The 23,598-nt window shown below is 61.8% G+C and carries 14 protein-coding genes; 7 read left to right on the forward strand and 7 right to left on the reverse strand.

Going from position 1 to position 23,598, the window contains the following annotated elements; genetic code table 11:
* Positions 1–632 precede the first annotated feature (632 nt).
* The 7 genes from HH302_RS15240 to HH302_RS15270 all read right to left on the reverse strand — a co-directional run bounded on the left by HH302_RS15240 (position 633) and on the right by HH302_RS15270 (position 9,298).
* Complete coding sequence (locus HH302_RS15240; RefSeq protein ID WP_253946163.1) at positions 633–2,147, reverse strand: DUF1254 domain-containing protein; 1,515 nt, start codon at positions 2,145–2,147, stop codon at positions 633–635.
* A 201-nt stretch (positions 2,148–2,348) separates the two neighbouring features.
* Positions 2,349–3,272, reverse strand: a complete 924-nt coding sequence (locus HH302_RS15245; protein ID WP_172203081.1) for a transporter — start codon at positions 3,270–3,272, stop codon at positions 2,349–2,351.
* Between the two features lie 25 nt (positions 3,273–3,297).
* Positions 3,298–4,635, reverse strand: coding sequence for an anaerobic sulfatase maturase (locus HH302_RS15250; protein ID WP_172203082.1), 1,338 nt, complete (start codon positions 4,633–4,635; stop codon positions 3,298–3,300).
* Positions 4,636–4,701: 66 nt separating this feature from the next.
* On the reverse strand, positions 4,702–7,056 hold the full coding sequence (locus HH302_RS15255; RefSeq protein WP_172203083.1) for an arylsulfatase: 2,355 nt from the start codon (positions 7,054–7,056) through the stop codon (positions 4,702–4,704).
* A 96-nt stretch (positions 7,057–7,152) separates the two neighbouring features.
* Positions 7,153–7,746, reverse strand: a complete 594-nt coding sequence (locus HH302_RS15260; protein ID WP_172203084.1) for a hypothetical protein — start codon at positions 7,744–7,746, stop codon at positions 7,153–7,155.
* 94 nt (positions 7,747–7,840) lie between these two features.
* Positions 7,841–8,656: a hypothetical protein gene (locus HH302_RS15265; RefSeq protein ID WP_172203085.1), complete on the reverse strand. Its 816-nt coding sequence runs from the start codon at positions 8,654–8,656 to the stop codon at positions 7,841–7,843.
* A gap of 162 nt (positions 8,657–8,818) precedes the next feature.
* Complete coding sequence (locus tag HH302_RS15270) at positions 8,819–9,298, reverse strand: hypothetical protein (protein ID WP_172203086.1); 480 nt, start codon at positions 9,296–9,298, stop codon at positions 8,819–8,821.
* Between the two features lie 480 nt (positions 9,299–9,778).
* Here HH302_RS15270 and HH302_RS15275 point away from each other — a divergent pair, with 480 nt between their 5' ends.
* The 7 genes from HH302_RS15275 to HH302_RS15305 all read left to right on the forward strand — a co-directional run bounded on the left by HH302_RS15275 (position 9,779) and on the right by HH302_RS15305 (position 23,522).
* Positions 9,779–10,831, forward strand: a complete 1,053-nt coding sequence (locus HH302_RS15275; RefSeq protein WP_172203087.1) for an AraC family transcriptional regulator — start codon at positions 9,779–9,781, stop codon at positions 10,829–10,831.
* A 1,032-nt stretch (positions 10,832–11,863) separates the two neighbouring features.
* Entirely contained in the window at positions 11,864–13,273 is a 1,410-nt protein-coding gene (locus tag HH302_RS15280; protein ID WP_172203088.1) for a site-specific integrase, read from the forward strand.
* Positions 13,274–13,539: 266 nt separating this feature from the next.
* Positions 13,540–17,013 carry a type I restriction-modification system endonuclease gene (hsdR, locus tag HH302_RS15285; RefSeq protein WP_172203089.1) on the forward strand — a complete coding sequence of 1,158 codons (3,474 nt, stop codon included), beginning with the start codon at positions 13,540–13,542 and terminating at the stop codon, positions 17,011–17,013.
* Positions 17,014–17,100: 87 nt separating this feature from the next.
* On the forward strand, positions 17,101–18,261 hold the full coding sequence (locus HH302_RS15290) for a Fic family protein (protein WP_172203090.1): 1,161 nt from the start codon (positions 17,101–17,103) through the stop codon (positions 18,259–18,261).
* A complete protein-coding gene (locus HH302_RS15295) occupies positions 18,258–19,739 on the forward strand; it encodes an N-6 DNA methylase (protein WP_172203091.1) in 1,482 nt (493 codons plus the stop codon). The genes HH302_RS15290 and HH302_RS15295 overlap by 4 nt, the downstream gene beginning before the upstream one ends.
* The gene (locus tag HH302_RS15300) at positions 19,736–21,220 is read left to right on the forward strand and encodes a restriction endonuclease subunit S (RefSeq protein ID WP_172203092.1); all 1,485 of its coding nucleotides are present in this window, start codon (positions 19,736–19,738) and stop codon (positions 21,218–21,220) included. Before HH302_RS15295 ends, HH302_RS15300 begins: the two co-directional genes overlap by 4 nt.
* A 37-nt stretch (positions 21,221–21,257) precedes the next feature.
* Positions 21,258–23,522 (forward strand): McrB family protein, encoded by a 2,265-nt coding sequence (locus HH302_RS15305; protein WP_172203093.1) that lies wholly within the window; start codon positions 21,258–21,260, stop codon positions 23,520–23,522.
* The last annotated feature ends 76 nt before the right edge of the window (positions 23,523–23,598 follow it).

Consider the following 23,598-nt stretch of genomic DNA (forward strand, 5'->3'; position numbering starts at 1 on the left):
GATCTGCGCCGTCACTGCCGGATGACGCAGCGCTCGCTACAAGGGTTTTGCGGGTCGCGCAAGGCCCTCCAACCTGCTCGCGTGCATCGAAGCGCTGGAGGGGTTTGTCGGCGCGTCACACGACCTCGCCTGACACGTCAAAAGTAAAGTGGAAACCGCCATCGCAGCCGCCGATGCGGTTCTTATCGGCCTGGCTATTTGGGCTAAGCCTTCGTCCGATCTTCCCATCGAGCCACGCGAGCGGTTCTACGCGCCGCTGCGAAGTCTCTTAGGTCGCAGAGCATCCTCGGAAACCAACGCAGCTTTCGACAAACGGCCACGAAAAGGCTGTCCGGGCGTTGATAAGCAGAAGCCCAGTCCAACGACCGGGCTTTTGTTTGACGAAGTTGGGGCCCCCGGAGCAATTCGAACGCCCTGCCCCCAGCCCCCTTTTTAACCGCTCAACTCGCCCGCGCCATTCTCAGCAACGCAGCGGTTGTGGTCATTGGGCGAACGTGACTCTGCAACAACACCAAGCCACTAAGCGGTCGTTGAAACGAGCCTACGACTAACGATCGGTGCCCAAACGAAGCCAGCCCAACTGACGGCGCGTTGTCGCCATCAGTTGGGCTGGTCGTTGAGTGGGTCCTGGCTTACTTGATCAACTCAATCTCGCTTGGCCGCCATGTCTTGTCGAACCAAGGTTGCAGCGGCCCGTAGAGGCGCAGAAGCGTATTCCATCCCTTGCCTGGAATGGTTTGCACCCAGTTGTTCTCCTTGCCAGCGGGGGGCTTCGGTCCAAAGTAGACATCGACCGAGCCGTCCGGATTGATCAACACCGCCTTGTTCTGGCTGGTGACCGCAGGCCATTTTTGGTCGGTCTGGAGCATTGAGCGGGTCTGGTTGTCGTACAGGATGACCGACCAGAACTGCTTGACGGGGATGTTGGGCGGCAGATGGAGCTTGTAGTTCTTGCCCCCATCGAACGGGCGACCGTTGGCGTCCACAAAAGCCGCCATGTACTGCGAGCCCTCACCGACGGTCTTCGAATCCATGGCCGGCGTTACGCCGGTGGCGTAGAAGAAGAACGCGGAGTAAGCGTCGAGGATTCGCACGCCGTTTTGCTCAAACTTGTAGCCGCCGTAGAAGCCCGAGCGCCACGCGCTGTTGGGGTAGTAGTAACTCTCCTTGATCCGCAAACGGCTATTCATGGCACGCGCCGTGGCATCGCCGACCAATGCAGCCTCGGTCAGGATCTTCTTCATGCGCGCATCGGGCGCAAAAGGCTTGCCCTTCTGGATGCCAATCGATGCATACAAGCCAAGCGTAACCGGATCGATCGATTCGGTCGGCTCTTCCTGCACCACCTGGTTCAGGTAATCCCAGAACGGATAGTCAGCGGGCGCCAGCGTGCTGAAATCCTTCCCGGAGACGTGCACGAACTTGACCGGCGGCGGGTTGGCGGCGTCCTTCAGGAGATAGATCTTGGTGTGCTTCTCTACGACGTCCACCCCCGGCTTCGGATCACCATCAACGAGGAAGGAGCGCCACGGCACCCAGACGCTGAAGGTTGCTGGGCGCACGACGAAGTAGCCATCAGGTACTTCGCCCGTGTAGCCAGGCGGCAGGATCAGATACTTGCCGCCCTTGCCCTTGTCAGGTCCAACGAGGCCGATATCGGTGACAAAGCTGTACCACATGTCATCCATCAGCCCGAGCACGTTCGGCGGTACTTCGAGGACTAGCGGCCCGCCGCGCAGGTCCAGCCAGAACCACGTATACGGCGTGTTGTTGTTGGGCGTGAGGAACAGGGACTTTGAGTCCATGCGATCCTCGAAGATCGGCACGGTCGTATTGATCGGCCCGAGTTCAGCGATCCCCTTGCGGTTGGCCAGTTGATTGACCGGCGCGAGCCCCAACAAATACGCCTGCACGGCGCGCTGGAAATCGAGATTGTCGTAGAGCTTTTCAACGGTCGCGTCGTCAGGGAAACCGTCGAAGAACTTCAAGGTACCCAAGCGGGTCTCGACCTTGTCCGGAATGGCGACGCCTGCCGGAATCTCGGTCGTCATCTTCATTTTCGGCGGCTTCTTCGCTTGCGCCGGACTTACGGCCAGCGCGCAGGCGAGCACGCTAGCGAACACGGCCATCATGGGTTTAGCCTTCATTCACTTCTCCTCCTGAAACTCGTGAGTAATAGGTGTCGTCGTTGCTCGCTAACGTGAACGCAGCTGGCAGCGGAACCCGGCAGAGCGAACCAAAAGCGCTGGACATTCTGGTTCTCATCAATGGATTGGTAAAAGCGCACCTTCGAACCTTTGTTGCGTACGAACACCGTGCACGGCCTTGGCTATCGAACATTTACGTGCTTACAGCCCTCCCCCCCAACGGGTCTGCAATGCAAGGCTCAGGAGACTCATGTTGTTGCCGGTTCGGGCATATACGCCATCACTGGCGGAGAGCTTCACCGAAAAGTGGCGACCAATCGGCACCGAAAAGGCGGCGCCGATGCGCCAGTTTTCCTGGCGGTCGTCATCAGCCACGTCGTTGACATAGGTCCGCCCTCCGCCGTAATACGTAGCGCTGATGGAGGCCCACACCGCAGTGGCAAAGTTATAAACGCCGTGCACCTGTACCGAATAGAGCGGATCTTGCCGACGCGTACTGCCACCGTAGAAGTTGGTATTCTGCGTAAACAGGGTGACCGCGCCCGCCAACTCAAGCGATAGCGGCCCAAACGCCTTGGAGAGCCCAAGCTCCGGCTTGAAACTCCAGCGGTTGGTGCCAAGGTTGACCACGTATTCCGGGTCGTAGCTGCCCGTCGGGGCCGTAATTTGCAGACTCGTCCCGATAATCAAATCGGGCTCAAACCGTGCAAACTCCGGCAAGGTCAGCGGCGGTGCCCCCTTCAGGTTCAACGCCAGGCGGACTACCGAATCGGTGAAACCATGTTGTTCGCGGTCGGTTCGATGGCCGGCATATTCAGCATTGCCCGACATCTGTGCATAGGGCAACGCCAGATCAATGCGACCAGTCTGGCCCTGGAACTCGAATGCGTGCGCATACGCTACAACGGTCGTCCAGACATCCAACTCCGGATTCCGGACCGGAAGCGCAGCATCAAAGGCAATCCCGCCGCTCGAGTGGCTGGCACCGAAAATCAGAAAATTCATGCCGACCGGCAGGTTCGTATAGTTGCGCGGTTCGAGCGACTGCGCATGGCAGCACTGAATGGCCAGCGCCCCGAGCACGACCTGTATTAGCGCTCGGCAAAGTGATCTGAAACGCCTCATGTCGCGGCCTCGCAGGTCGAATATCTCAGACTGACCCACCGGAGGGCGGGCTCGCCTTGGCGTTCATGCCCATCGTGACGGCACTGCCTTCACGCGGTGGTGCTTTCGTGATGATCAAGGGGCCTTTGGTTGCCTCCATCACCGCCGAGGCCGGAAGGTCGTTCTCGATCAAGGTCGCCATGGCACGCAGGTACTTGCGGATATGCTTGAAGAACTTCTTGTAGCCCGCACACAAGTAATGCAGCCCGGGCTCGCCGTCCGGCGTCATCGCGAAGCGGTGCTTCGGGCAGCCGCCCCAGCAGGCTTCCTTCACCTCACAAGTACGGCAGTACTGTGGCAACGTCGCTTCCTTGTGCGGGCCAAAGCCGGACGCCACCGAACGATCGACCATCGCCTCAAGCGAATCACGCATCACGTTGCCAAGCCGATATTCCGGATAGACATAGTGGTCGCACGCAAACACACTGCCATCATGCTCCATCGCCACCGCTCGCCCGCATTGCTTTGCGAAGATGCAAACAGGTGATGGTTCGCCAAGCCACGCCGTCAGCGCCCATTCAAAATTCATGACGAAGACCGCGCCGACGTCGTGGCGCACCCATTCTTCGTAGATCGCAATCAGGAAGTCGCCGTAGGCCTCAGGCTCGACGGTCCACGGTGTAACGCGCGCATTGGGCTCTTGGCGATCAAGGACCGACGGGCGGGCGAGCCAGAGTTTGATTGCCTTGGTTTCGGCATCGGGCTCGCGCTCCACGATCGGCGTGAATTGAACGAAGTTGATGCCCGCTGCCTTGAAGAATCGATAGACCTCTAGCGGGTGGTGTGCCGTCTCCCTGCCCACACAGGCGAGTGCGTTGAACTCGATCCCGTGTTGCTGCAGCAGACGAACACCGGCCATGACGCGCTCGAAAGTGCCAGCACCGTGGCGGTCCTTTCGGTAGCGATCGTGGATGGCCTGCGGCCCATCTAGGCTGATCCCGATAAAGAAGTCGTTCTGCTTGAAGAACCTGCACCATTCGTCGCTCAGGTGCAGGCCGTTGGTTTGCAGCACGTTACGGATCTCACGCTGCGCACGGAAAGGCTGCTGCAACTCAACGACGCGGCGGAAGAAGTCAATGCCCAGCAGCGTCGGTTCACCGCCGTGCCAGACGAACTCCACCACCGGGGTGGATTGCGCGGCGACGTATTCCTCTATGTATTTCGCAAGTACCGCCTCGGGCATCTTGAACTGCTCGCTACCCGGGAAAAGCGCTCGCTTCTCGAGGTAAAAGCAGTAATCACACGCGATGTCGCACACTGCGCCGATCGGTTTGGCGAGTACATGGATTCCGGGCTTACCGCCAACAGCGGACGCATTCGTCAAATCTGCCCCCTGAACCTTGAAGGCCGGAGATCCCCCTGCAGGGAATCCCCGGCAGCACTGCGGGTGTTACTTCACTTCAATCGTCAGCTTTGGAATGCGGCCGGTGAAGCGGGACTTATGCTCGGCCCCCACCGACTCCACCACGGCTGTTCCCAGGTCGACTCCAACATCTGCCGTTTCGTCGGCCGAGAACAAGCCCGCCTCGGTCGCGGGGATGCGCCCTTCTGCGACCTTCTCGCCATTGACGAAGAGGGCGCCCTGCCCACCCTTGCCCTGGCCGCCGCCGTCGTAGTCGAACTGGAAGCGCAGCGTCGACTTTCCGGCAGCGAGTTTCTTCGGCGCCTTGATCGACGTGTGCTGCATGCCGAGGAAGTTGTAATCGTAGGCAGGCACGCCATCCTTGACGTACAAGGACCAACCGCCGAAACGCCCGCCTTGCGCGAACACCGTCCCGTTGCCGCCAGATGCGTCAACTTCGACGTCGGCGGTGATCACGCTGGAGCGGTTTTTCACGTTGAGGAAGACGCCTTCCATCATCCCGGTCATGCCCTCGCTGAGCGTGATCGATTTGCGCCCACGCATGATGTCGGGCCGCCCAACCGTCTCACCGTTCAAGCGTTCAAAGAGCCGATCATCCATAGGCAGCACGCTGTACTTCGCCGCTTCCTTGAGATACAGCTTCTGCATCTCGGCAAGCTTCTTCGGATTCTTTGCAGCGAGGTCATTTGCGAGGCTGAAGTCCGTGCGAACGTCATACAGTTCCCACGCGGAATTGTCGGACAGCGCACGACGCGGCTTTGCCTCCCACGGAGCGCGGTGAATCGTGCGAGCGAACCATCCGTCGTGGTAGATCGCACGGTTGCCGGCCACCTCGAAATACTGTGTCGTGTGGCGTTCCTTTGCCTTCGGTGCATCGAACGAATAAACGAAGCTCGTGCCCTCCATGGGAATCTGCTTCACGCCATTTACGCTCTTCGGCACTGGCAGCCCCGTCGCCTCCAACACGGTTGGGACAACATCGATCACATGGCTGAATTGCGTACGCACTTCGTTCCGCGTTGTGATGCGCTTGGGCCAACTCACAACCATGCCGTTGCGTGTTCCGCCAAAGTCAGACGGCACCTGTTTCATCCACCCGAACGGCGAATCGAATGCAACAGCCCAACCAGCCGACATGTGCGGGTAGGTCTCAGGCCCGCCCCATTGGTCGATCTTCTTGAGCATGTCCGGCACGGTTTCCTGCACACCGTTGAAATAGGTGTACTCGTTGAACATGCCGCTCTGGCCGCCTTCGCCACTGGTGCCGTTGTCACCCGCGATGTAGACGACCATCGTGTTGTCGGCCTGCCCCACATCCTCGAAGGCCTTGAGCATGCGGCCGATCTCGTGGTCCGCGTATTCGGCGTAGGCGGCGAAGACTTCGGCCTGGTGCGCGAACAAGCGCTTTTCATCGGCCGATAGCGTGTCCCAATCTTTGAGCGCTGAAGGTTTCGGCGCAAGCCGGGTTCCCGGTGGCACGACGCCCATCTGGATCTGCCTCGCCAGCGTTTCTTCCCGGATCTTGTCCCATCCCTGGTCGAACTTACCCTTCCAACGTTCGATCCATTCCTTCGGAACATGGTGCGGCGCGTGTGTCGCCCCTGGCGCGAAGTAAACGAAGGACGGCCGATCCGGCGCGAGGGCTTTCTGATGCTTGATCCATGCCACCGCCTTGTCCGTCATGTCGGACATGAAGTGGTAGTTGGGATCATTGGGCAATTCCACCTGTGCGGTGCCGTCATACAGATACGGCGCCCACTGGTTGGTCTCGCCCCCCAGGAAGCCGTAGAACTTGTCAAAGCCCTGACGAGTGGGCCAACGATCAAACGGCCCGGCGATACTGGTTTCCCACGCTGCGGTTTCGTGCCACTTACCGAATGCCGCCGTGCTGTAGCCGTTGAGTCGCAAGACTTCTGCGAGCGGTGCCGCGTTGCTTGGCACCTGGCCGGTCGCACCCGGCAACGAAGTCGCCATCTCGGTGATGAACCCCATGTTCACCGAGTGGTGGTTACGGCCAGTCTTAAGTGCGGCGCGGGTGGGTGACGACAGCGCCGTTGTATGGAAGTTGTTGTAGCGCAGACCGCTTTCGGCAAGGCGATCAAGCGCCGGCATGTTGATCGGTCCGCCGAAGGTACTGGGTCCGCCAAACCCGATGTCATCAAGGAGGATGATCACCACGTTTGGCGCCGCCTGCGGCGCCTTCACCTCAAACAGCGCCGGCGATTTGACGTTGCGCGCGTCGACTTCGGTGTACTTTGGGCGCTTCGGTTCGGCGATCGGCAATACCGACCGATCGATTGCCGTCTGCGCAACGGCGCCCGTCGCACACAGCGACGCCACCGCGGGCGCCAGAGTTCGGTAAACGTTAGTCCTGCGTGTCATTGCACGGCCCCTCCATTCATTGTTTGAACGGTCCGAACGGCAGGCCTGACGATCAACAGCCAAGTCTTGCGTTCGGACGCGCTCGCTTGGCGCCCGTTACTGCTTGCTGCCAGTCGCAGGTGTCACCGCGACGCCTACCGCTTCGACGTAGGTACCGCGAACCTGATCGCCCACAGCGATCAGGTTTAGCTGATTCGGATCGCTGATCTTCAGTGTCAGGGAGTGGTGCACGCCACGCAGGTCGATGGTGCTCTTCTTCTTGTCCACTTTCGTCACGTCGGCCAATACGGTGACTTTGGCACCAACCGCACCCGCCGGCTTCTCACCTTCCTGGGCGCGTTGGGCATCGACCGCGTCAACACGCTCACGGATGCCGGCGCCGCCTTTCTTGAGCTCAAGTGTGAGCGCCTGGATCGCTTCCACACTCACCTTGTCGCCAACCTTGATCTGGGCAAAGTTGCGGACCTCATTGCCTGCAACGATTTCCCGCTCTTCCCCGTTGGTAGGTTTGATTTTCACCACGCGCGTGGCGGGGTCGACCGCCGTGACCTGGCCGGTGACCGTTTGATGACGAAGCAGCGCAGCCTTGCCGGGCACCGAAACAAACGCACCAGATGCATCGTCCGCAATCGCGCTGAACGACATACCAAGACAAGCCAGAACGGCGACCAGTGAGCGAATTTTCATCAATTACTCCATCCAGAATGAGTCGAGCACGAGGTCACTTCGAAAACACTTACGCGATCGAACGTCGACCTCAGATGTCAGCCGGGTTGAACAACAATTACCAATGGAACACCGCAGCAAACGCGGGGCCATCGAATGCCAAGTTTTGCAGCGCCTTCCCTTCGGCAAACTCGTAGTCGAGGTGGCGCCAGGAGGCCAGCACATCGCCCCAACCGAAGGAGTAGCCGAGCCCCGCCATTGCTTGCCACGTCAAGTCGGCGTCGCCGCCCCCGACATCAACGTAAAAGGGGATGAACCACTTGCGGCCCTCGCCGAATACATATCGACCTTTGGCGCCGAGGATGGCGTCCCAGCTTTTGATCCCCGCCGCACGATGGCCCGCACGATCGATGACAGGAACCGACGCCACGTCGCCGGCAAGCGTCCAGCCCAAGGACTGATCCAGATCCAGCAAACGCGCCCCCATCAGCAGGTCGACATTCAGATCTGGCCTCGCTTCAGCGTGGAAGTAGGCACCCAAGGTCCACACCATTCCCTTGAGGCTGTAGTCAGCAGTGGCAGTGGCATCGGCGGGCAAGCCTGCCGGTCCGATCGTCATGGCACGCGTCTGCGACTTCGTGCCGCCGATATCCATGTAGAGCAGATCAGTAAAGCCGCCCCATTCGCCCTTGCGAACGTCCAAGGACCCCATGAATACGCCATTAAGGTGGTCAAGCAGTTTGTTGATATCCACGCTCGCTTCGCTGCCACCCGTGCTGGGTGGCACCGAAAAAGCGGAAGTGCCGGATATCGTCGGCAGGTAGGCGTAGATCCCCCCAGTCACCGACCACGCGTCGGTGTTGCCCGCCAGCGCGCTGGTCGAAACGGCTGCACTGCACAAAGCCAAGGCTGTAAAGGCAGAACGCGCAAGCATGTCGACTACTCCTTTGAAGAACATTTAGATCTGTCGCCACCCGCGCCAGTACCGCACAACAAATCAGACTCGTCGGGCCGGCCACCCGGCGGATTTCATCTTTGCGCCGAGCTTGAGCGCGCCTCGGCGTCGGATGAAATTCATTGCGTAGGGCGAAGAGTCCTACTTGATCGTGTATCCGCGCCCTTCCAGACACGCCGAACGGGCCTTGTTGAAGGCTGACGTCTGGTTCTGCTGTTGCGTGGCTTGCTGCTGTGCCGCCTGCTGCTGGGCAGCGGCTTGCTGCTGGCTGGCTTGGCGCTTGGCGCCACGTTGTGCAGCCCCACCGGCAACCGCTCCAGCCACGGCCGCGTCACCCGTGTCGTGATCCGTAATGGCCGCCACCGTTGCCCCGGCAGCCGCCCCCCTTACCCGTGCGCCGCTCGGCTTCGGCGCTGGCGGCGGGGCTGCGGCGGTGGTTGGCGCAGGCGGAGGCTTGGCTGGGTCGAATCCAGTCTGACCAACAGCCCAGGTGTAGCACTCCGCTTCATCCTTCTTCTGCTGCTCAGCCGACTGTCCTTTTGCCGGGTACACATAGGTTTGCGCGGATGCCGTCATCGTCGCCAGCAGCAGCACGGCAGAGAGACTTAGTTGAATTCGCATCGTCCAGTCCTCGATCTCTCGGCACTCATCGACCTGGACCGTTGAACAGTCGTCAGTCGGAGTGCCGTATGGGGGGCAACCTCTGAACACCACAGTGAGGCGCTCGAATCATTTCACTGATATAGAAGACCGGTTGGACATTTTGCGACACTAGTGCGACACAAGTTGATCTGCATTCAATGCTTGGCTGGGCGATTTGCGCCGACAGCATGCATGCTCGGCAGCACCGCCACACGAACGCGAACTCGCCTGGTCGGAACAAACAAGACCGAAGGAGCATCTGAGGCGAAAGGCCGAGCCCTTGGGTTCGGCCAGCGTTCTTTCTTTCGCTCAGGGAATGCAACTCAACACGGTCGCCGGTGGGCGCTACGCGTTACATTGCGACCACAATGCGCGCGGCAAGCACGGAGCACGCGCCCGCAACGCGGTGGTGGGTTCGGCCCAAGCAGTCGTGTCAGAGCATCGGCAAAGGGAGCACGGATGGACGAGTTGGACAATTCCGAAAAGCAACTGCCCCCCCGCGAGGGGCAGTTGCGCGTCAGCATCATTGCTTATCTGCCAGGGGCTTTGCGTGGGCTCGGCATCGACCCCGAACCGCTGCTCGCCGCGCGATCCCTAACGGAGGCGGACCTGCGTGATCAGGATCGATACCTGGACTACGCCACCGTTGGTTGGCTATTGAACCGAGGCGCGCAAATCTCGGGGCGCCCCGATCTCCCGCTCCTCGTCGCGGCGCAAGGGGGAACGCGCGATCTCGGCGCAGTGGGACGTCTGATGCGGGCTGCACCGGATGTTCGATCTGCACTGCGAAGTCTGGTCGACTCGATGCATGTTCACGATACGGGCGCCGTTGTGGCGCTGGCCATCGAAGGCGAGCTCGTATACCTGTCCTACGGCGTTTACGTACCCGATTGCCCTGGCTGTGAACACTTGAACGCCGGGGCGATCCTCATGGCCTACAGGCTACTTAAAGAGATCTGTGGCCCGCGATGGAGGCCTCTTGACATCCGGCTGCCGTGCCGTCGTCCGGATCGGCCTCACTTATTTAGTCAGCACTTCGGCTCTGCAAATATTCGCTATCAATCGGAAATCTCGGCCGTCGTATTTTCAAAAGCTTGGCTGGACTATCCGAACGCCTTGGCAGATCAGGGGCAAGCACGCGCGAATGTACCGGCGCCGAATGAAGCACTGACGTCCGCCCCCATCGACCTGCGGCACTTCGCCCGGCGACAACTCAGAACGATGATCCTGACCCACGACACGCCGTGCCAAGCCTCGCTGGCCAATGCCCTCGGCGTCCATGAACGGACCTTGAACCGAATCTTCCAACGTTATGCCACCACGTTTCGGAAGGAGCTGAGTGCTGCGCGTAGGGAAGTGGCGTCCCAACTCCTGCGCGATACTGACCTCACCGCCGGACAGATCGCCGCGTACCTTGGCTATTCCGACTGCAGCGCCTTTGGGCGCGCCTTCAAGAAAGCGTGCGGCGTCTCACCAGACGTGTGGCGCCAGACCTCGATGAGTTCCGCGTGAGCCTCTCAAGTACGGCCCTGCGGGATACGACAGGACACAACGTGTCTCGGCAACGAGAGAGAAGCGTGGAGCCGTCTCGCTCAACGACGGCTGGACTGATTTGAACGGCGTGCCGCCGGCTGACGCCGACGGCCCAGCCATCCTGGCTCACACGTTGAAATTCGCAAGCGCCGTATTGGACGACGGCAACCACAACCTCGCAAGACACGACCGCAGCTCAAGCGGTTAGCAATTCTCGGAACCCGAATGTCCGGTTCCCAAGGGACTCAGCCGAGCGACAGCTTTCTCTGAACGCAGGCGCGCCGATGCGCGAGCGTAAGGTCCTCTTCCAGCCTGGGAAGACTACCCACCGAATCACCGCGGGTGACGAGCTTTCGATAGACGCCGTGATGCCAATCAGCGGCACCGGAATCCGCAATTCAGGCCGGAGGCCGCACGCCATGGCCTAGAACGGGACCGCTACTCAGGCCGCCGAAGCTAAACGAACGACGAAGGCAATGCAGTGCTGCACCGCCGGTAGAGTCATCGACTCACGGCGCCACTAGTCTTGCAACTCGAACGGCCCGCTTATGGGCAAACCCACCCAATCTCGCTGCTCCCGGCTCCGCAAAGACGGTCCCGCAAACAAAGCGTCAGACCCCAAGTCATGGGCGTCATCGTCAAACCCTGCCCAACGAGATGAGCACCAAAGGCCGTCGAAAAGGCTGCTTGGGCGCATTTGGCGCTGGATCGGAAGGTGTCACCAAAAGTGTCACCACTGGCGCCAGAAAGCAAAAAGCCCAGTCCGAGGACTGGGCTTTTTGCTTGAAGAAGTTGGTACACCCGGAGCGATTCGAACGCCCTACCCCCTGGTTCGTAGATAGGTAACAATCCATCCAGCTGAGTCCACTCGATCCTGAGAAAAGATCAAAAACCACCGTATTAATTGACTTACAGCCAATTGCATCGTCCAGGGCTGTCCGGCAAAATCCCGTAAGAGCCAGCACCAAACAGGCACAGTACAGGTACAAACAGGTACAAGGGCGGCGCACTATGGGCAATATCACCGACAAAGAGCTGAAGATGGGGCTCGAGGACGGCAAAACGTCAAACTGGCTTACGGACCCCGGCACCAAGGGGACTGGGCGCCTCACCGCCCGCATCACGCGCGGCGGCGCTGCCGCGTTCTACTTCCGATACAACGATGCGGAAGGCAAGCAGGACCGCTATCCGATTGGCAAGTACGACCCGAAGGGGGTGCATGGCTTTACGCTGGCGCAGGCGCGCGCCAAGGCCGGCGAGTTGTCGAAGCTTTATCAAAGCGGCGTCAAGAACGTTCGCGATCACTTGGAGCAGATCGCGCGACTGGAACAAGCCCAACGCGAGGCCGACGAGTCGAGGCACCTTGCGGAGCGCGCCGCAGCGGCAGCAGAACAGCTGCGCATTGCCCAGCGCCGCACCGTTGAACAGGCCGCCCGCCACTGGTTCGCTGCCCCCGGCAAGCGCAGCGGTAAACCCAAGAGCGACGAACTGATCCGCCGCTTCGAGCGGGATGTGTTCCCCAAGATCGGGGCATTGGCACTGGCCGACATCACGAAGGGTAACGTCCGCGAACTGCTGGCCGCTATCGAACAACGCGGCGCCCTGGTACTAGCCCGCCACATGACCGCCGACCTGCGGCAGTTCTTCGACTACTGCGTGGGTTTTGACTGGATCGAAGCGAGCCCCGCCGCCGCGATCAAACGCACCGACATTGGCGCCAAGGCCGACGAGCGCGAGCGGGTGCTAACCGATGCCGAGATCCGCGCCCTCCCCGCCGCCATTCAGACTGGCAAGTTGCTCAAGACTACCGAGCTATCCATCTGGATCATGCTGGCAACCTGCTGCCGCGTCGGTGAAATCACGCAAGCGCGCTGGGAGCACATCGACCTCGAAGCCCGCACCTGGACGGTTCCGCCAGACGTTGCCAAGAACGGGCGCGAGCACGTCGTCTATCTATCGGACTTCGCCCTGCGCTGCTTCGAAGAGCTGCGCCCCCTGTCCGGGGCCGTCACCGACGAAGCGGGCCGACTGATTCCATCGCCGTGGGTCATGCCCGCAAAGCACCACGACCAGCACCTATGTGTGAAATCCGTTGCCAAGCAGATCGGCGACCGCCAACGGGGCGACCGGGGCGCCATGAGCAATCGCACATCCAGCACTGATGCGCTCATTCTGCCCGGAGGCAAATGGACACCACACGATCTACGCCGCACCGGCGCCACGATGATGGTGGCGCTTGGCGTGTTGCCGGAAGTCGTCGAGCGCTGCCTGAACCACCTTGAGCAAAACCGCATGAAGCGGATCTACCAGCGGCACGACTACGCCCGCGAAATGCGCGAAGCCTGGCAAATGCTTGGCGAACGGATCGAACTACTGACCAGCGCCGCCGATCACGTGCTGACGCTCAAGAACCGCGCCTGACGGACTCAGGCATAACCGGCGAAACTGAGCCCAGCCGCGCCTAGGCCGACGGGCCGAAAACCGGACACCCCTCCCGGCTGGCGCGTACACACAATTTCGACCATGAGTGCTCGCTTGGCGATCTTGTCGATTGCCGCAAGACTCGTTCGGCGGGCCAAACCGTGCAGGGCCGTCTGCGCGTGATCAACCCTCATCTCGCAAAGCACACGCTGGAATGCAAAACGGCGATACTTCCGCTGTTTGGGCCCTGACACCTCACTTGGACGATGGCGACGCTGAGCAATTTCTCGTTTCTCGCGGAACACGACCCTGTCTTCCTGCAACTGGCCACAACCGCCGAGCAGGTCTTCGCCGCCGACCCGAACACCACGCTGATCAAGCTCCGCCAGCTCGGTGAAGCACTAGCGCAAGACGTGGCCGCGCGGGCTGGCGTGCAGTTCGATGCGGAGACTAGCCAATCCGATCTGCTGTTCCGGCTCAATCGCGAGATCAAGCTCGACCCAACGGTGCGGGAGCTTTTCCACACGCTGCGCATCGAGGGCAACAAGGCGACGCATCAGTTTCGCACCCAGCACAAGCAGGCGATGGACGGCCTGAAGGTTGCCCGCGCACTCGCGATCTGGTTCCACCAGTCTTTCGGCAAGGCGGGCGCCTCGTTCAAGGCCGGCCCCTTCGTCCCGCCGCAAGACCCCAGCGCGCAACTGCGGGAGCTGCATGCCGAGATCGACGCGCTCAGGGCCGAGCTGCTCGGCAAGCGCGAGGCGCTCGATTCCAACCAGCAGCTCGCCGCCCTGCTCGCCCGTGAGAAGGAAGAGTTCGCGGTGCTCGCGCAGCAGATGGATGTCGAAGCGCGCACCTATCAATCGCTGGCTGAAGAACAAAGCGCCGCAGTGGACCGCGTTCGCGCCGAGTTCGAAGTGCGCATCGCCGACCTGCAGACCCAGCTGGCCGACAGCCAGAAGGCCGCCCAGTCGGTCACCCAAGCCACGCAGTCCGCCAGCAAGCAGCTCGTCCTCAACGAAGAGCTGACCCGCATCCTGATCGACCAGCAACTCGTCGCCGCAGGCTGGGAAGCCGATACCCAGAACCTCACCTACGCCAAGGGCACGCGGCCAGAGAAAGGCAAGCAGCGCGCGATTGCTGAATGGCCCACCACCGGCAAGCAGGCGGCCGACTATGTCCTCTTCGCCGGGCTCTCTCCGATCGCGGTGGTCGAAGCAAAGCGGGAGAACGAAAACGTCGCCGGCAAGATTCCGCAGGCCGAGCGCTACTCGCGCGGCTTTCAGCAGGAACAAGGCTTCAAGCCGGCATGGGAACTCGCTGGCCTGCCGGCGCCGTGGCCAGACGGCCAGGGTGAAAGTTTCCAGATCCCCTTCGTCTATTCGAGCAACAGCCGCCCCTACCTGCAGCAGCTCGCTGAACAGTCCGGCATCTGGTTCCGCGATGTCCGCAGCCCTGCGAACCTCGCCCGGCCGCTGATGGACTTCCACAGGCCTGAAGGCCTGCTCGACCAGCTCCAGCGCAGCAAGGAAGCGGCCGAGGCCAAGCTCAAGGCCGAAGGCTTCGCCTACCTGCAGCTGCGCCCCTATCAGGAGAAGGCGATCCAGGCCGTCGAAGCAGCGATCGCCGCCAACCAGAGCGCCTGCCTGCTCGCCATGGCCACCGGCACCGGCAAGACGCGCACCATCATTGGCCTGATCTACCGCTTCCTCAAAGCCGAGCGCTTCCGCCGCATCCTCTTCCTCGTCGATCGCACTGCGCTCGGCACGCAGGCGCTGGATGCCTTCGGCGACGCGCTGCTCGAACAGAACCAACCGCTCTCCAAGATCTACAACATCGCAGAGCTCGGCGACATGGCCGCCGAGGCCGAAACGCGGGTGCAGGTCGCCACGGTGCAAGCCATGGTCAAGCGCATCTTCCAGTCAGACGACCCACCCGGCATCGACGCCTTCGACTGCGTCATCGTCGACGAAGCCCACCGCGGCTACACGCTCGACCAGGAAATGTCCGAAGGCGAGTTGCGGGTGCGCGACCAGGGCCAGTACCTCTCCACTTATCGCCGCGTGCTCGACTACTTCGACGCAGTGAAGGTCGGCCTCACCGCCACCCCGGCCCGGCACACCACCGAGATCTTCGGCCGCCCGGTCTACACCTACTCCTACCGCGAAGCCGTCGCCGACGACTGGCTCATCGACCACGAGCCGCCGATCCGCTACCAGACCCTGCTGTCGCAACAAGGCATCAAGTTCGACAAGGGCGAAACCGTCAGCGCCATCAACCTCGGCACTGGCGAAATCGAACAGGCGGAACTCGAAGACGAACTCAACTTCGAGGTCGAAGCCTTCAACCGCCGCGTCATCAATGAAGACTTCAACCGCGTCATCTGCGAGCAACTCGCGCAGGAGCTCGACCCCTTCGGCGAAGAGAAGACGATGATCTTCTGTGCCACCGATCTGCACGCCGACATGGTCAAGCGCCTGCTCGACGATGCGTTCAAGGCCGTGCATGGCGAGGCCTACAACGAAGCCGCCGTGCGCAAGATCACCGGCAAATCGGACAAGGTCAACGAGCTCATCAAGCGCTACAAGAACGAGCGCTACCCCAACATCGCGATCACCGTCGATCTCCTCACCACCGGTATCGACGTGCCCCGCATCGCGCACCTCGTCTTCATGCGCCGGGTGCGCTCCCGCATCCTCTACGAGCAGATGATCGGTCGCGCCACGCGCCGCTGCGACGAAATCGGCAAGACGGTGTTCAAGATCTACGATCCGGTCGACCTCTACAGCGATCTGCAAGAGGTCAGCACCATGAAGCCACTGGTCAAAGACCCCAACGTCACGCTCGAACAATTGCTCGGCGAACTGCACAACCCCGAAAGCTTCAACGCCCCCGGCAGCCGCAGCGAGCAAACCCACGCCCACGACGTGCTCGACGCCCTCAGCCAGAAGCTGATGCGCGTGCTGCGCGACGCCACCCACAAGGCAGAGAAGAAGCCCGCACTGAAAACCCGCCTCGGCGAACTCGAAGCCCTCTGGGGCGTCGCCCCGGCCGAGCTGCACAAGCACCTCAAGGCTCTCGGCCCGCAAGACGCCGCCGCGTTCCTGCGCCAGCAAGCCGCGCTGTTGCAGCAGATCGACGAAGTCAGAGCACTCGTCGGCAGCGCCTACATGCCGGTGCTCTCAGACCACAAGGACGAGCTCGTCGCACGCGAGCAAAGCTACGGCGCCTACAACCGCCCCGAGGACTACCTCGACAGCTTCAACCACTTCGTGCGCGAGCAGCTCAACCAGTCCGCCGCGCTCGCCGTCGTCGTCAATCGCCCGAAAGACCTCACCCGCGAACAGCTCAAGGAAGTGCGCCTGCTGCTCGATCAGCACGGCTTCACCGAAGCCCGCCTGCAGTCCGCCTGGCGCAATGCCACCAACCACGACATCGCCGCCAGCATCATCGGCTACATCCGCCAGGCCGCACTGGGCGAAGCCCTGCTCCCCTTCGAGCAGCGCGTCGCACAAGCCATGCAGCGCATCTTCGCACTCACCAGTTGGACACCGATTCAGCGCAAGTGGCTGGAGCGCCTTGCCAAGCAGCTCACCCACGAAGTGGTCATCGACACCCAGTTCGTCAATGTGGCCTTCCAGCAAGACGGCGGCGCCAAGCAGCTCGACCGGCTGCTCGGCGGGAAGCTGGGCGACGTACTCGATAAACTCGCCACCGGCATCTGGCCCGAGGCCGCCTGAACCTGAAACAAGCGCCGCCTCTGTTTTACTTTTAAGCCAAAACTAAAATAACATGCTCGCTTGTTTTAACTTCGGGCCAGCCTAGCCATGCAACGCGGTCTTACCGGCAGCTTCACGCCCAGCATCGCGGGCGGCGTGCCCTGCCAGGCCTTCGTGCCCACCCCGCTGCCCCCGGTGCCACCGCTCGAATTCGGCGACAAGCTCCAGGCGCGCATCAACGACGCCCTGCTCGCCCTCGGCCGGCTCGACGCCATCAGCACCCTGCTCCCCGACGCCAAGCTCTTCCTCTACAGCTACGTGCGCAAGGAAGCGGTCATGTCCTCGCAGATCGAAGGCACACAGTCCTCGCTCAGCGATCTCATGCTCTACGAAATGGAAGGCCTGCCCGGCGTACCGATGGACGACGTGCAGGAAGTCTCCTGCTACGTGAAGGCGCTCGATCTGGGCATGCAGCGCATCCGCGAAGGCCAGCCCATCAGCTATCGCCTGCTGTGCGAGCTGCACGCCGCGCTGATGACTTCCGGACGCGGCATCCAGCGCGGCCCCGGCGAGTTCCGCCGCACCCAGGTCTGGATCGGTGGCCACCGTGCCGACGAGGCGACCTTCGTGCCGCCGCCGCCCACCCACATCGCCGACTGTTTCGCCGCGCTGGAACGCTTCATCAACGATGCCGACACCACCACCGCGCCGGTCATCAAGGCAGCGCTCGCGCATGTGCAGTTCGAAACCATCCACCCGTATCTGGATGGCAACGGCCGCCTCGGCCGCCTGCTGATTCCGCTCATCCTGGTCGAAGCCGGCGTGCTGCAAGAGCCGCTGCTCTACCTCTCCGTCTTCTTCAAGCGCCACCGCCAGACCTACTACGAGCGCCTGCAACAGGTCCGCACCGTGGGCGACTGGGAAGCCTGGCTGCTGTTCTTTGTCGACGCCATCGCCGCCACCGCCAGCCAGGCCGTCAGCACCGCGCAGCAACTCAGTGCCCTGCATGCGGCCGACAAGGCCCGCCTGCCGGCGCTCGGGCGGCTCGCCGGCTCCGCCACGCAGGTGCTCGACGCCCTCTTCGCCCGCCCCATCGCCAACGTCAACGCCATCACCCAGGCCACCGGCCTCACCCCGGCCACCGTGGGCAAGGCGCTGGACGCACTCGAGCACACCCTCGGCATCGTCCGCGAGCTCACCGGCAACCGCCGCAACCGCGTCTTTGCCTACAGCGCCTACATCGCGCTGCTCAATCAGGAAGCACCATGAGCAACAACGAAATCGTCCAGAAACTCTGGAACCTCTGCGACGTCCTGCGTGACGACGGCATCAACTATTCCGACTACGTCACCGAACTCGTGCTGCTGCTCTTCATCAAGATGGAGCACGAAAACGCCGAGAGCGGCGTCATGTCCGGCCACAAGCTGCCCGCCGGCGCGCGCTGGCCAGACATCGCCAAACTCAGCGGCCTCAACCTGCTCAACCACTACCGCGCCACCCTGCTCGATCTATCCAAGAGCACCGACCCGCTGCTCGCCGCCATCTACGCCGACGCGCAAACGCGCCTCAAGGAACCGCGCCACCTCGAACAGCTCATCAGGAGCATCGACGCCATCGACTGGTTCTCCGCCCAGCGCGACGGCCTCGGCGACCTCTACGAAGGCCTGCTCGAGAAGAACGCCACCGAAACCAAGTCCGGCGCCGGGCAGTACTTCACCCCCCGCCCGCTCATCGACAGCATCGTCGCACTGATCGACCCGCAACCGGGCGAAACCGTGCAAGACCCGGCCGCCGGCACCGCCGGCTTCCTCATCGCGGCCGACACCTACATCAAGGCCCGCACCGACAACCTCTACGACCTCAACGAGAAAGCCCGCGCCTTCCAGCGCAAGCACGCCTTCCTCGGCATGGAACTCGTGCCCGGCACGCGCCGCCTCGCGCTCATGAACTGCCTGCTGCACGGCATGGAGGGCGACGAAGCCGGCGTCGTGCACCTGGGCAACACGCTCGGCAGCGCCGGTGCCGACCTGCCCAAGAGCAATGTCATCCTCAGCAACCCGCCCTTCGGCACCGCCAAGGGCGGCGGCGGCCCCACGCGCGACGACTTCACCTACACCACCAGCAACAAGCAGCTCGCCTTCGTACAGCACATCTACCGGCATCTGAAGGACGGCGGCCGCGCCGCCGTGGTGCTGCCCGACAACGTGCTGTTCGAAAGCGGCGTCGGCGCCGACATCCGCCGCGACCTCATGGACAAGTGCCGCCTGCACACCCTGCTGCGCCTGCCCACCGGCATCTTCTACGCCCAAGGCGTGAAGACCAACGTGCTGTTCTTCGACAAGCTCAGCGACAACGCCGAGGGCGCCACGCAGGAAGTCTGGGTCTATGACCTGCGCGCCAACATGCCCCGCTTCGGCAAGCGCACCCCGCTCACCCGCGAGCACTTCAAGGACTTCGAATCCGCCTACGCCCCGCTCACCGCCCAGGCCCGCGCCGCCACCGGCGCCAGCCACGGCCCGCGCACCGACCAAGGCGAACAGGGCCGCTTCCGCCGCTTCACCCGCGAGTGGATCAGGGAACGCGGTGACAGCCTCGACATCGCCTGGCTCAAAGACGACAACGCGGAGGACGCCGCCGACCTGCCCGAACCCGCCGTGCTCGCGCAGGAGGCGATGAACGAACTCGAAGGCGCGATTGCGGAGTTGCAGGCGATCTTGAAGGAACTGGGTGAAGAGGTGGTGGAATGATTGGATTGCCACGCGGGTGGCACGTCGCCTCACTCTCCGACATTTGCGATCGCATCGTCGATGGCTCCCACAATCCACCGAAAGGCGTGGACATCGGGCGACCAATGCTGAGCGCACGAAACATCCAAGATCGTCGGATCAACTTCGGTGAATACCGCCTGATTAGCGAAGCCGATTTTCAAGTCGAGCATCAGCGCACTGCCGTTCGCGCTGGCGACGTCCTTATGACAATTGTGGGGACCATCGGTCGCACGGCGGTCGTCGGTGACCACGTTTCCCCATTCGCTCTCCAGCGTAGTGTCGCGGTCCTTCGCGCTCCATCGTTCGACAGCCAATACCTCTCATACGCCCTGGAGTCGCCGCTGGTTCAGAAGATCCTTGGTGATAGCGCACAAGGTACGGCTCAGAAGGGCGTGTATCTCAAGACGCTCGGAAGTATTGCGGTCCCGCTCGCCCCGCTCCCCGAACAAAAACGCATCGCCGACAAGCTCGACACCGTGCTGGCGCGGGTGGACGCCTGCCGCGACCGCCTCGACCGCATCCCCGCCCTGCTCAAACGCTTCCGCCAATCCATCCTCGCCGCCGCCACCTCCGGCCGCCTGACCGAAGACTGGCGCGCCACGAATCCTGGGCAGGACAATCAAGCCGAATTGGAAGTATCCGCGAAAGAAATCAAGCGCACGGCTGGCGTCAAAGTCCGCGGCGCCTCAATACAAGTAGAAGCTGAACTGCTGCACCCGCTTCCTCCGTCGTGGGCATGGATCGAAAACCATCGCTTAGCCGCCGCTGATAGCAACGCAATTTGCGCCGGCCCATTCGGCACTATCTTTAAAGCCAAGGATTTTCGAGACAGTGGTGTCCCAATTATCTTCCTTCGCCACGTTGGTGCGGGAGAGTATCGAACCCACAAACCGAACTTTATGGATTCAGCGGTCTGGAAGGAGCATCACCAGCCATACTCAGTTTTTGGTGGTGAACTTTTGGTCACGAAACTCGGAGACCCACCTGGAGACGCCTGCATTTATCCAGCGGGCATCGGCACAGCAATGGTCACTCCAGATGTGATGAAGATGACGGTAGATCAAGATGTGGCCCGCACAGAGTATTTGATGCACTACTTCAATTCGCCGACATCCAAGAAGATCACCGAATCGGTTTGCTTTGGCGTTACGCGCTTGCGCATTGATTTGTCGTTGTTCAAGACGTTTCCAATTCCGACACCGCCGCGCGCAGAACAACACGAAATCGTCCGCCGCGTCGAAACCCTGTTCGCCTTCGCCGACCGCCTCGAAGCCCGCCTCGCCACCGCCCGCAAGCAGGCCGGCCAGCTCACCCCCGCCCTGCTCGCCAAAGCCTTCCGCGGCGAACTCGTCCCCCAGGACCCAAACGACGAACCCGCCACCGAACTCCTCAAACGCCTCGCCACCCAGCGCGACGCCGCCCCCAAACCCAAACGCGGCCGCAAAGCCGCAAGCGCCTGACCCCGAATAACCTGAGCCCCGCACGAAACGGCAAGTCATGAAACTCGCAACGAAAGACGATCTGCTTGCAAGCAGCAAACTGGTTGAAGAGAAATACGGCAGCGAAGAAAGCTACAAGAAGTGGCTGGTCGAACTGCGCGCCCACCTCGCAATGGTGGGCGCAGTGGGGCATGACGAATTCGTTTCGCCCGACTTTCAGCGCAGGCTCTGGAACGACCAGGCGATATCCGCCACGGGCAATGGTCATGTGAACATCGAACCCGTGCTGCACGATGCCTCGTTTGCCGAGTATCTCTGGACGCTCAAGCAGACGCCGCTACCTGCCGCGCCGCTTGAGCGCACCGCGGGGCTGGTGAAGGCGTGGAACGAATGCGTGTTGCGACTCTCGACGCTCACTAAGCGCATGCCGCGCCTGAAGCTTTGCAGAGTCTTTGCTGCCCTGCACCCCGAGGAGTTTTCGACGATCGCGCACGGGACCAAACTGCGCACCCTGGGGCAATGGATGCAGATTCCGCAGGCGAACACACTGCACGTGGTGGAGTTGCATCGCAGGGTGCTCGATGCGCTGACCGATGCGCTGGGTGCGGTGGGTGCCGACCCTGCGGCCCGGATGACCTTGCCATGGATGCTCTACCTTGCAGGCTTGGAGGAACAGGGCGAAGACGCCATCGTTGAAGGGAGCGCCACAGGTGCGCACGAAAAGCTGAAGCCTTTGCCTGCCGCGCGGCGTCGGCGTGGCATGCTGGGCATTTCGGGTTACTTCGACACGCTGCCACAGCTGCTGCAGTTCGCGGCCGAGGGGTGTTCCCGTGAAGACTTGAAGGTCCACATTCACTCAGTTAACGCCAAGCTCAACCCCAACTCAATCGCGACTACGATCAATTCGCTAATCGCGGAATGGGGTGCGCTGGTTGCCGAGGGCAATCAGATCAGGCTGACGCCGCGGGGTGCTGCGCTGCTTGAGACACAGGACCCGGCGGAAGCGTCGGACTGGTTGCTGACGCGGATTCTTGGGTTCGACCACATCTTGTTCGCCCTGCGGCAAACTCCCGCAACACAGAAGGAACTGGTGGCCTTACTTCAGAAGGCAAATCCCGGCTGGAAGAGCAATTTTGCCCCTGGCGTAATGGTGCAGTGGGCAAAGTCCATGGCGCTGATCAAACTGGATCATGGCAAGAAGTGGCGCCTGACGGACGACGGCAGTGAGTGGGCCGCGCGGATCCATTGGACGCCGGAGTGTCTGCAGCCACCAACCGATGTGCTCACGAGATCGGAAGTAGAAGAGGAAGAGGAAGACGAGGAGGACGAGGAGGAAACCCTCTGCAGCCCCAACGCCGCAGAGATCATCGCCGCCATGCCAAGCGCCACGCCATTCTCACCGACGCTGGTCACGCGACTGCATGCCGGATTGTGGCTCCACCCCCGCCGTCATTTCGCGGTACTCACCGGTTTAAGCGGCGCAGGCAAGACCGCACTGGCGCGCGCATATGGCAAGGCGCTGCGACTCGACGCGGGCGACGCGTTGGCGGGGCTGTGCACGATCCCGGTTCAGCCGGGCTGGCATGACCCGAGCAGCCTGCTCGGGTATGTGAACCCGTTGGCGCAAGAGGTTTACGTGCGCACGCCGTTCCTTGAGTTCTTGCTCGAAGCCAGCGGCGACCCGGGGCGCCCCTATACGGTGGTGCTCGACGAAATGAACCTGTCTCACCCCGAACAGTACTTCGCCCCTCTGCTCTCGGCGATGGAGACGGGCGATGACATTGTTCTTCACGCTGAGGAGGGCGAAGTCAGTGGCGTACCGCCGCGCGTACCTTACCCAGAGAACCTGGTCATCATCGGCACCGTGAACATGGACGAAACGACCCACGGCTTGAGCGACAAGGTGCTGGATCGTTGTTCGGTGATCGAGTTCTGGGACATCGACATCGCCAAGTATCCCGACTGGGCAAAGTCGGAACTTGCGCCGGCCACCGTCGAGACGATTCGTAGCACGCTGGTCGCGCTTTCTAAGGCGCTGCGCCCGGTGAGGCTGCATTTTGGCTGGCGCACAGTCGGCGACGTGCTTGGGTACGTGCGCGCAGCGAGCTCGGCGGGCAGCGTTACTGACGCCGAAGCGCTCGACCAGGCGATCTACGGCAAGGTGCTGCCAAAGCTGCGAGGGGAAGACAGCCCGCGCCTGCGTGAGGCATTCAAGACCGCTATCGAGGTGCTTCAGGACGCGGGGCTGGCGGAGTCAAAAGCAAAACTGACCGAGTTGGCTGAGGATCTGAAACATACCGGCAGCGCCCGTTTCTGGCGCTGATGCGATGTTGCTCTACTGCATTCGCGCCGACGGCCTGCAGTTTGAAGTGGCACCCGATGTTGGCGTCGCCACGCCA

The organism is Niveibacterium sp. COAC-50 (assembly GCF_013184235.1).
Classification (GTDB): Bacteria; Pseudomonadota; Gammaproteobacteria; order Burkholderiales; family Rhodocyclaceae; genus Niveibacterium; species Niveibacterium microcysteis.

Excerpts from the sequence above, each read along its gene's own strand:
- HH302_RS15240 (WP_253946163.1), bottom strand. The coding sequence starts at position 2,147 with ATGAAGGCTAAACCCATGATGGCCGTGTTCGCTAGCGTGCTCGCCTGC.
- HH302_RS15245 (WP_172203081.1), bottom strand. The coding sequence starts at position 3,272 with ATGAGGCGTTTCAGATCACTTTGCCGAGCGCTAATACAGGTCGTGCTC.
- HH302_RS15255 (WP_172203083.1), bottom strand. The coding sequence starts at position 7,056 with ATGACACGCAGGACTAACGTTTACCGAACTCTGGCGCCCGCGGTGGCG.
- HH302_RS15265 (WP_172203085.1), bottom strand. The coding sequence starts at position 8,656 with ATGCTTGCGCGTTCTGCCTTTACAGCCTTGGCTTTGTGCAGTGCAGCC.
- HH302_RS15270 (WP_172203086.1), bottom strand. The coding sequence starts at position 9,298 with ATGCGAATTCAACTAAGTCTCTCTGCCGTGCTGCTGCTGGCGACGATG.
- HH302_RS15275 (WP_172203087.1), top strand. The coding sequence starts at position 9,779 with ATGGACGAGTTGGACAATTCCGAAAAGCAACTGCCCCCCCGCGAGGGG.
- HH302_RS15280 (WP_172203088.1), top strand. The coding sequence starts at position 11,864 with ATGGGCAATATCACCGACAAAGAGCTGAAGATGGGGCTCGAGGACGGC.
- hsdR (WP_172203089.1), top strand. The coding sequence starts at position 13,540 with ATGGCGACGCTGAGCAATTTCTCGTTTCTCGCGGAACACGACCCTGTC.
- HH302_RS15290 (WP_172203090.1), top strand. The coding sequence starts at position 17,101 with ATGCAACGCGGTCTTACCGGCAGCTTCACGCCCAGCATCGCGGGCGGC.
- HH302_RS15295 (WP_172203091.1), top strand. The coding sequence starts at position 18,258 with ATGAGCAACAACGAAATCGTCCAGAAACTCTGGAACCTCTGCGACGTC.
- HH302_RS15300 (WP_172203092.1), top strand. The coding sequence starts at position 19,736 with ATGATTGGATTGCCACGCGGGTGGCACGTCGCCTCACTCTCCGACATT.
- HH302_RS15305 (WP_172203093.1), top strand. The coding sequence starts at position 21,258 with ATGAAACTCGCAACGAAAGACGATCTGCTTGCAAGCAGCAAACTGGTT.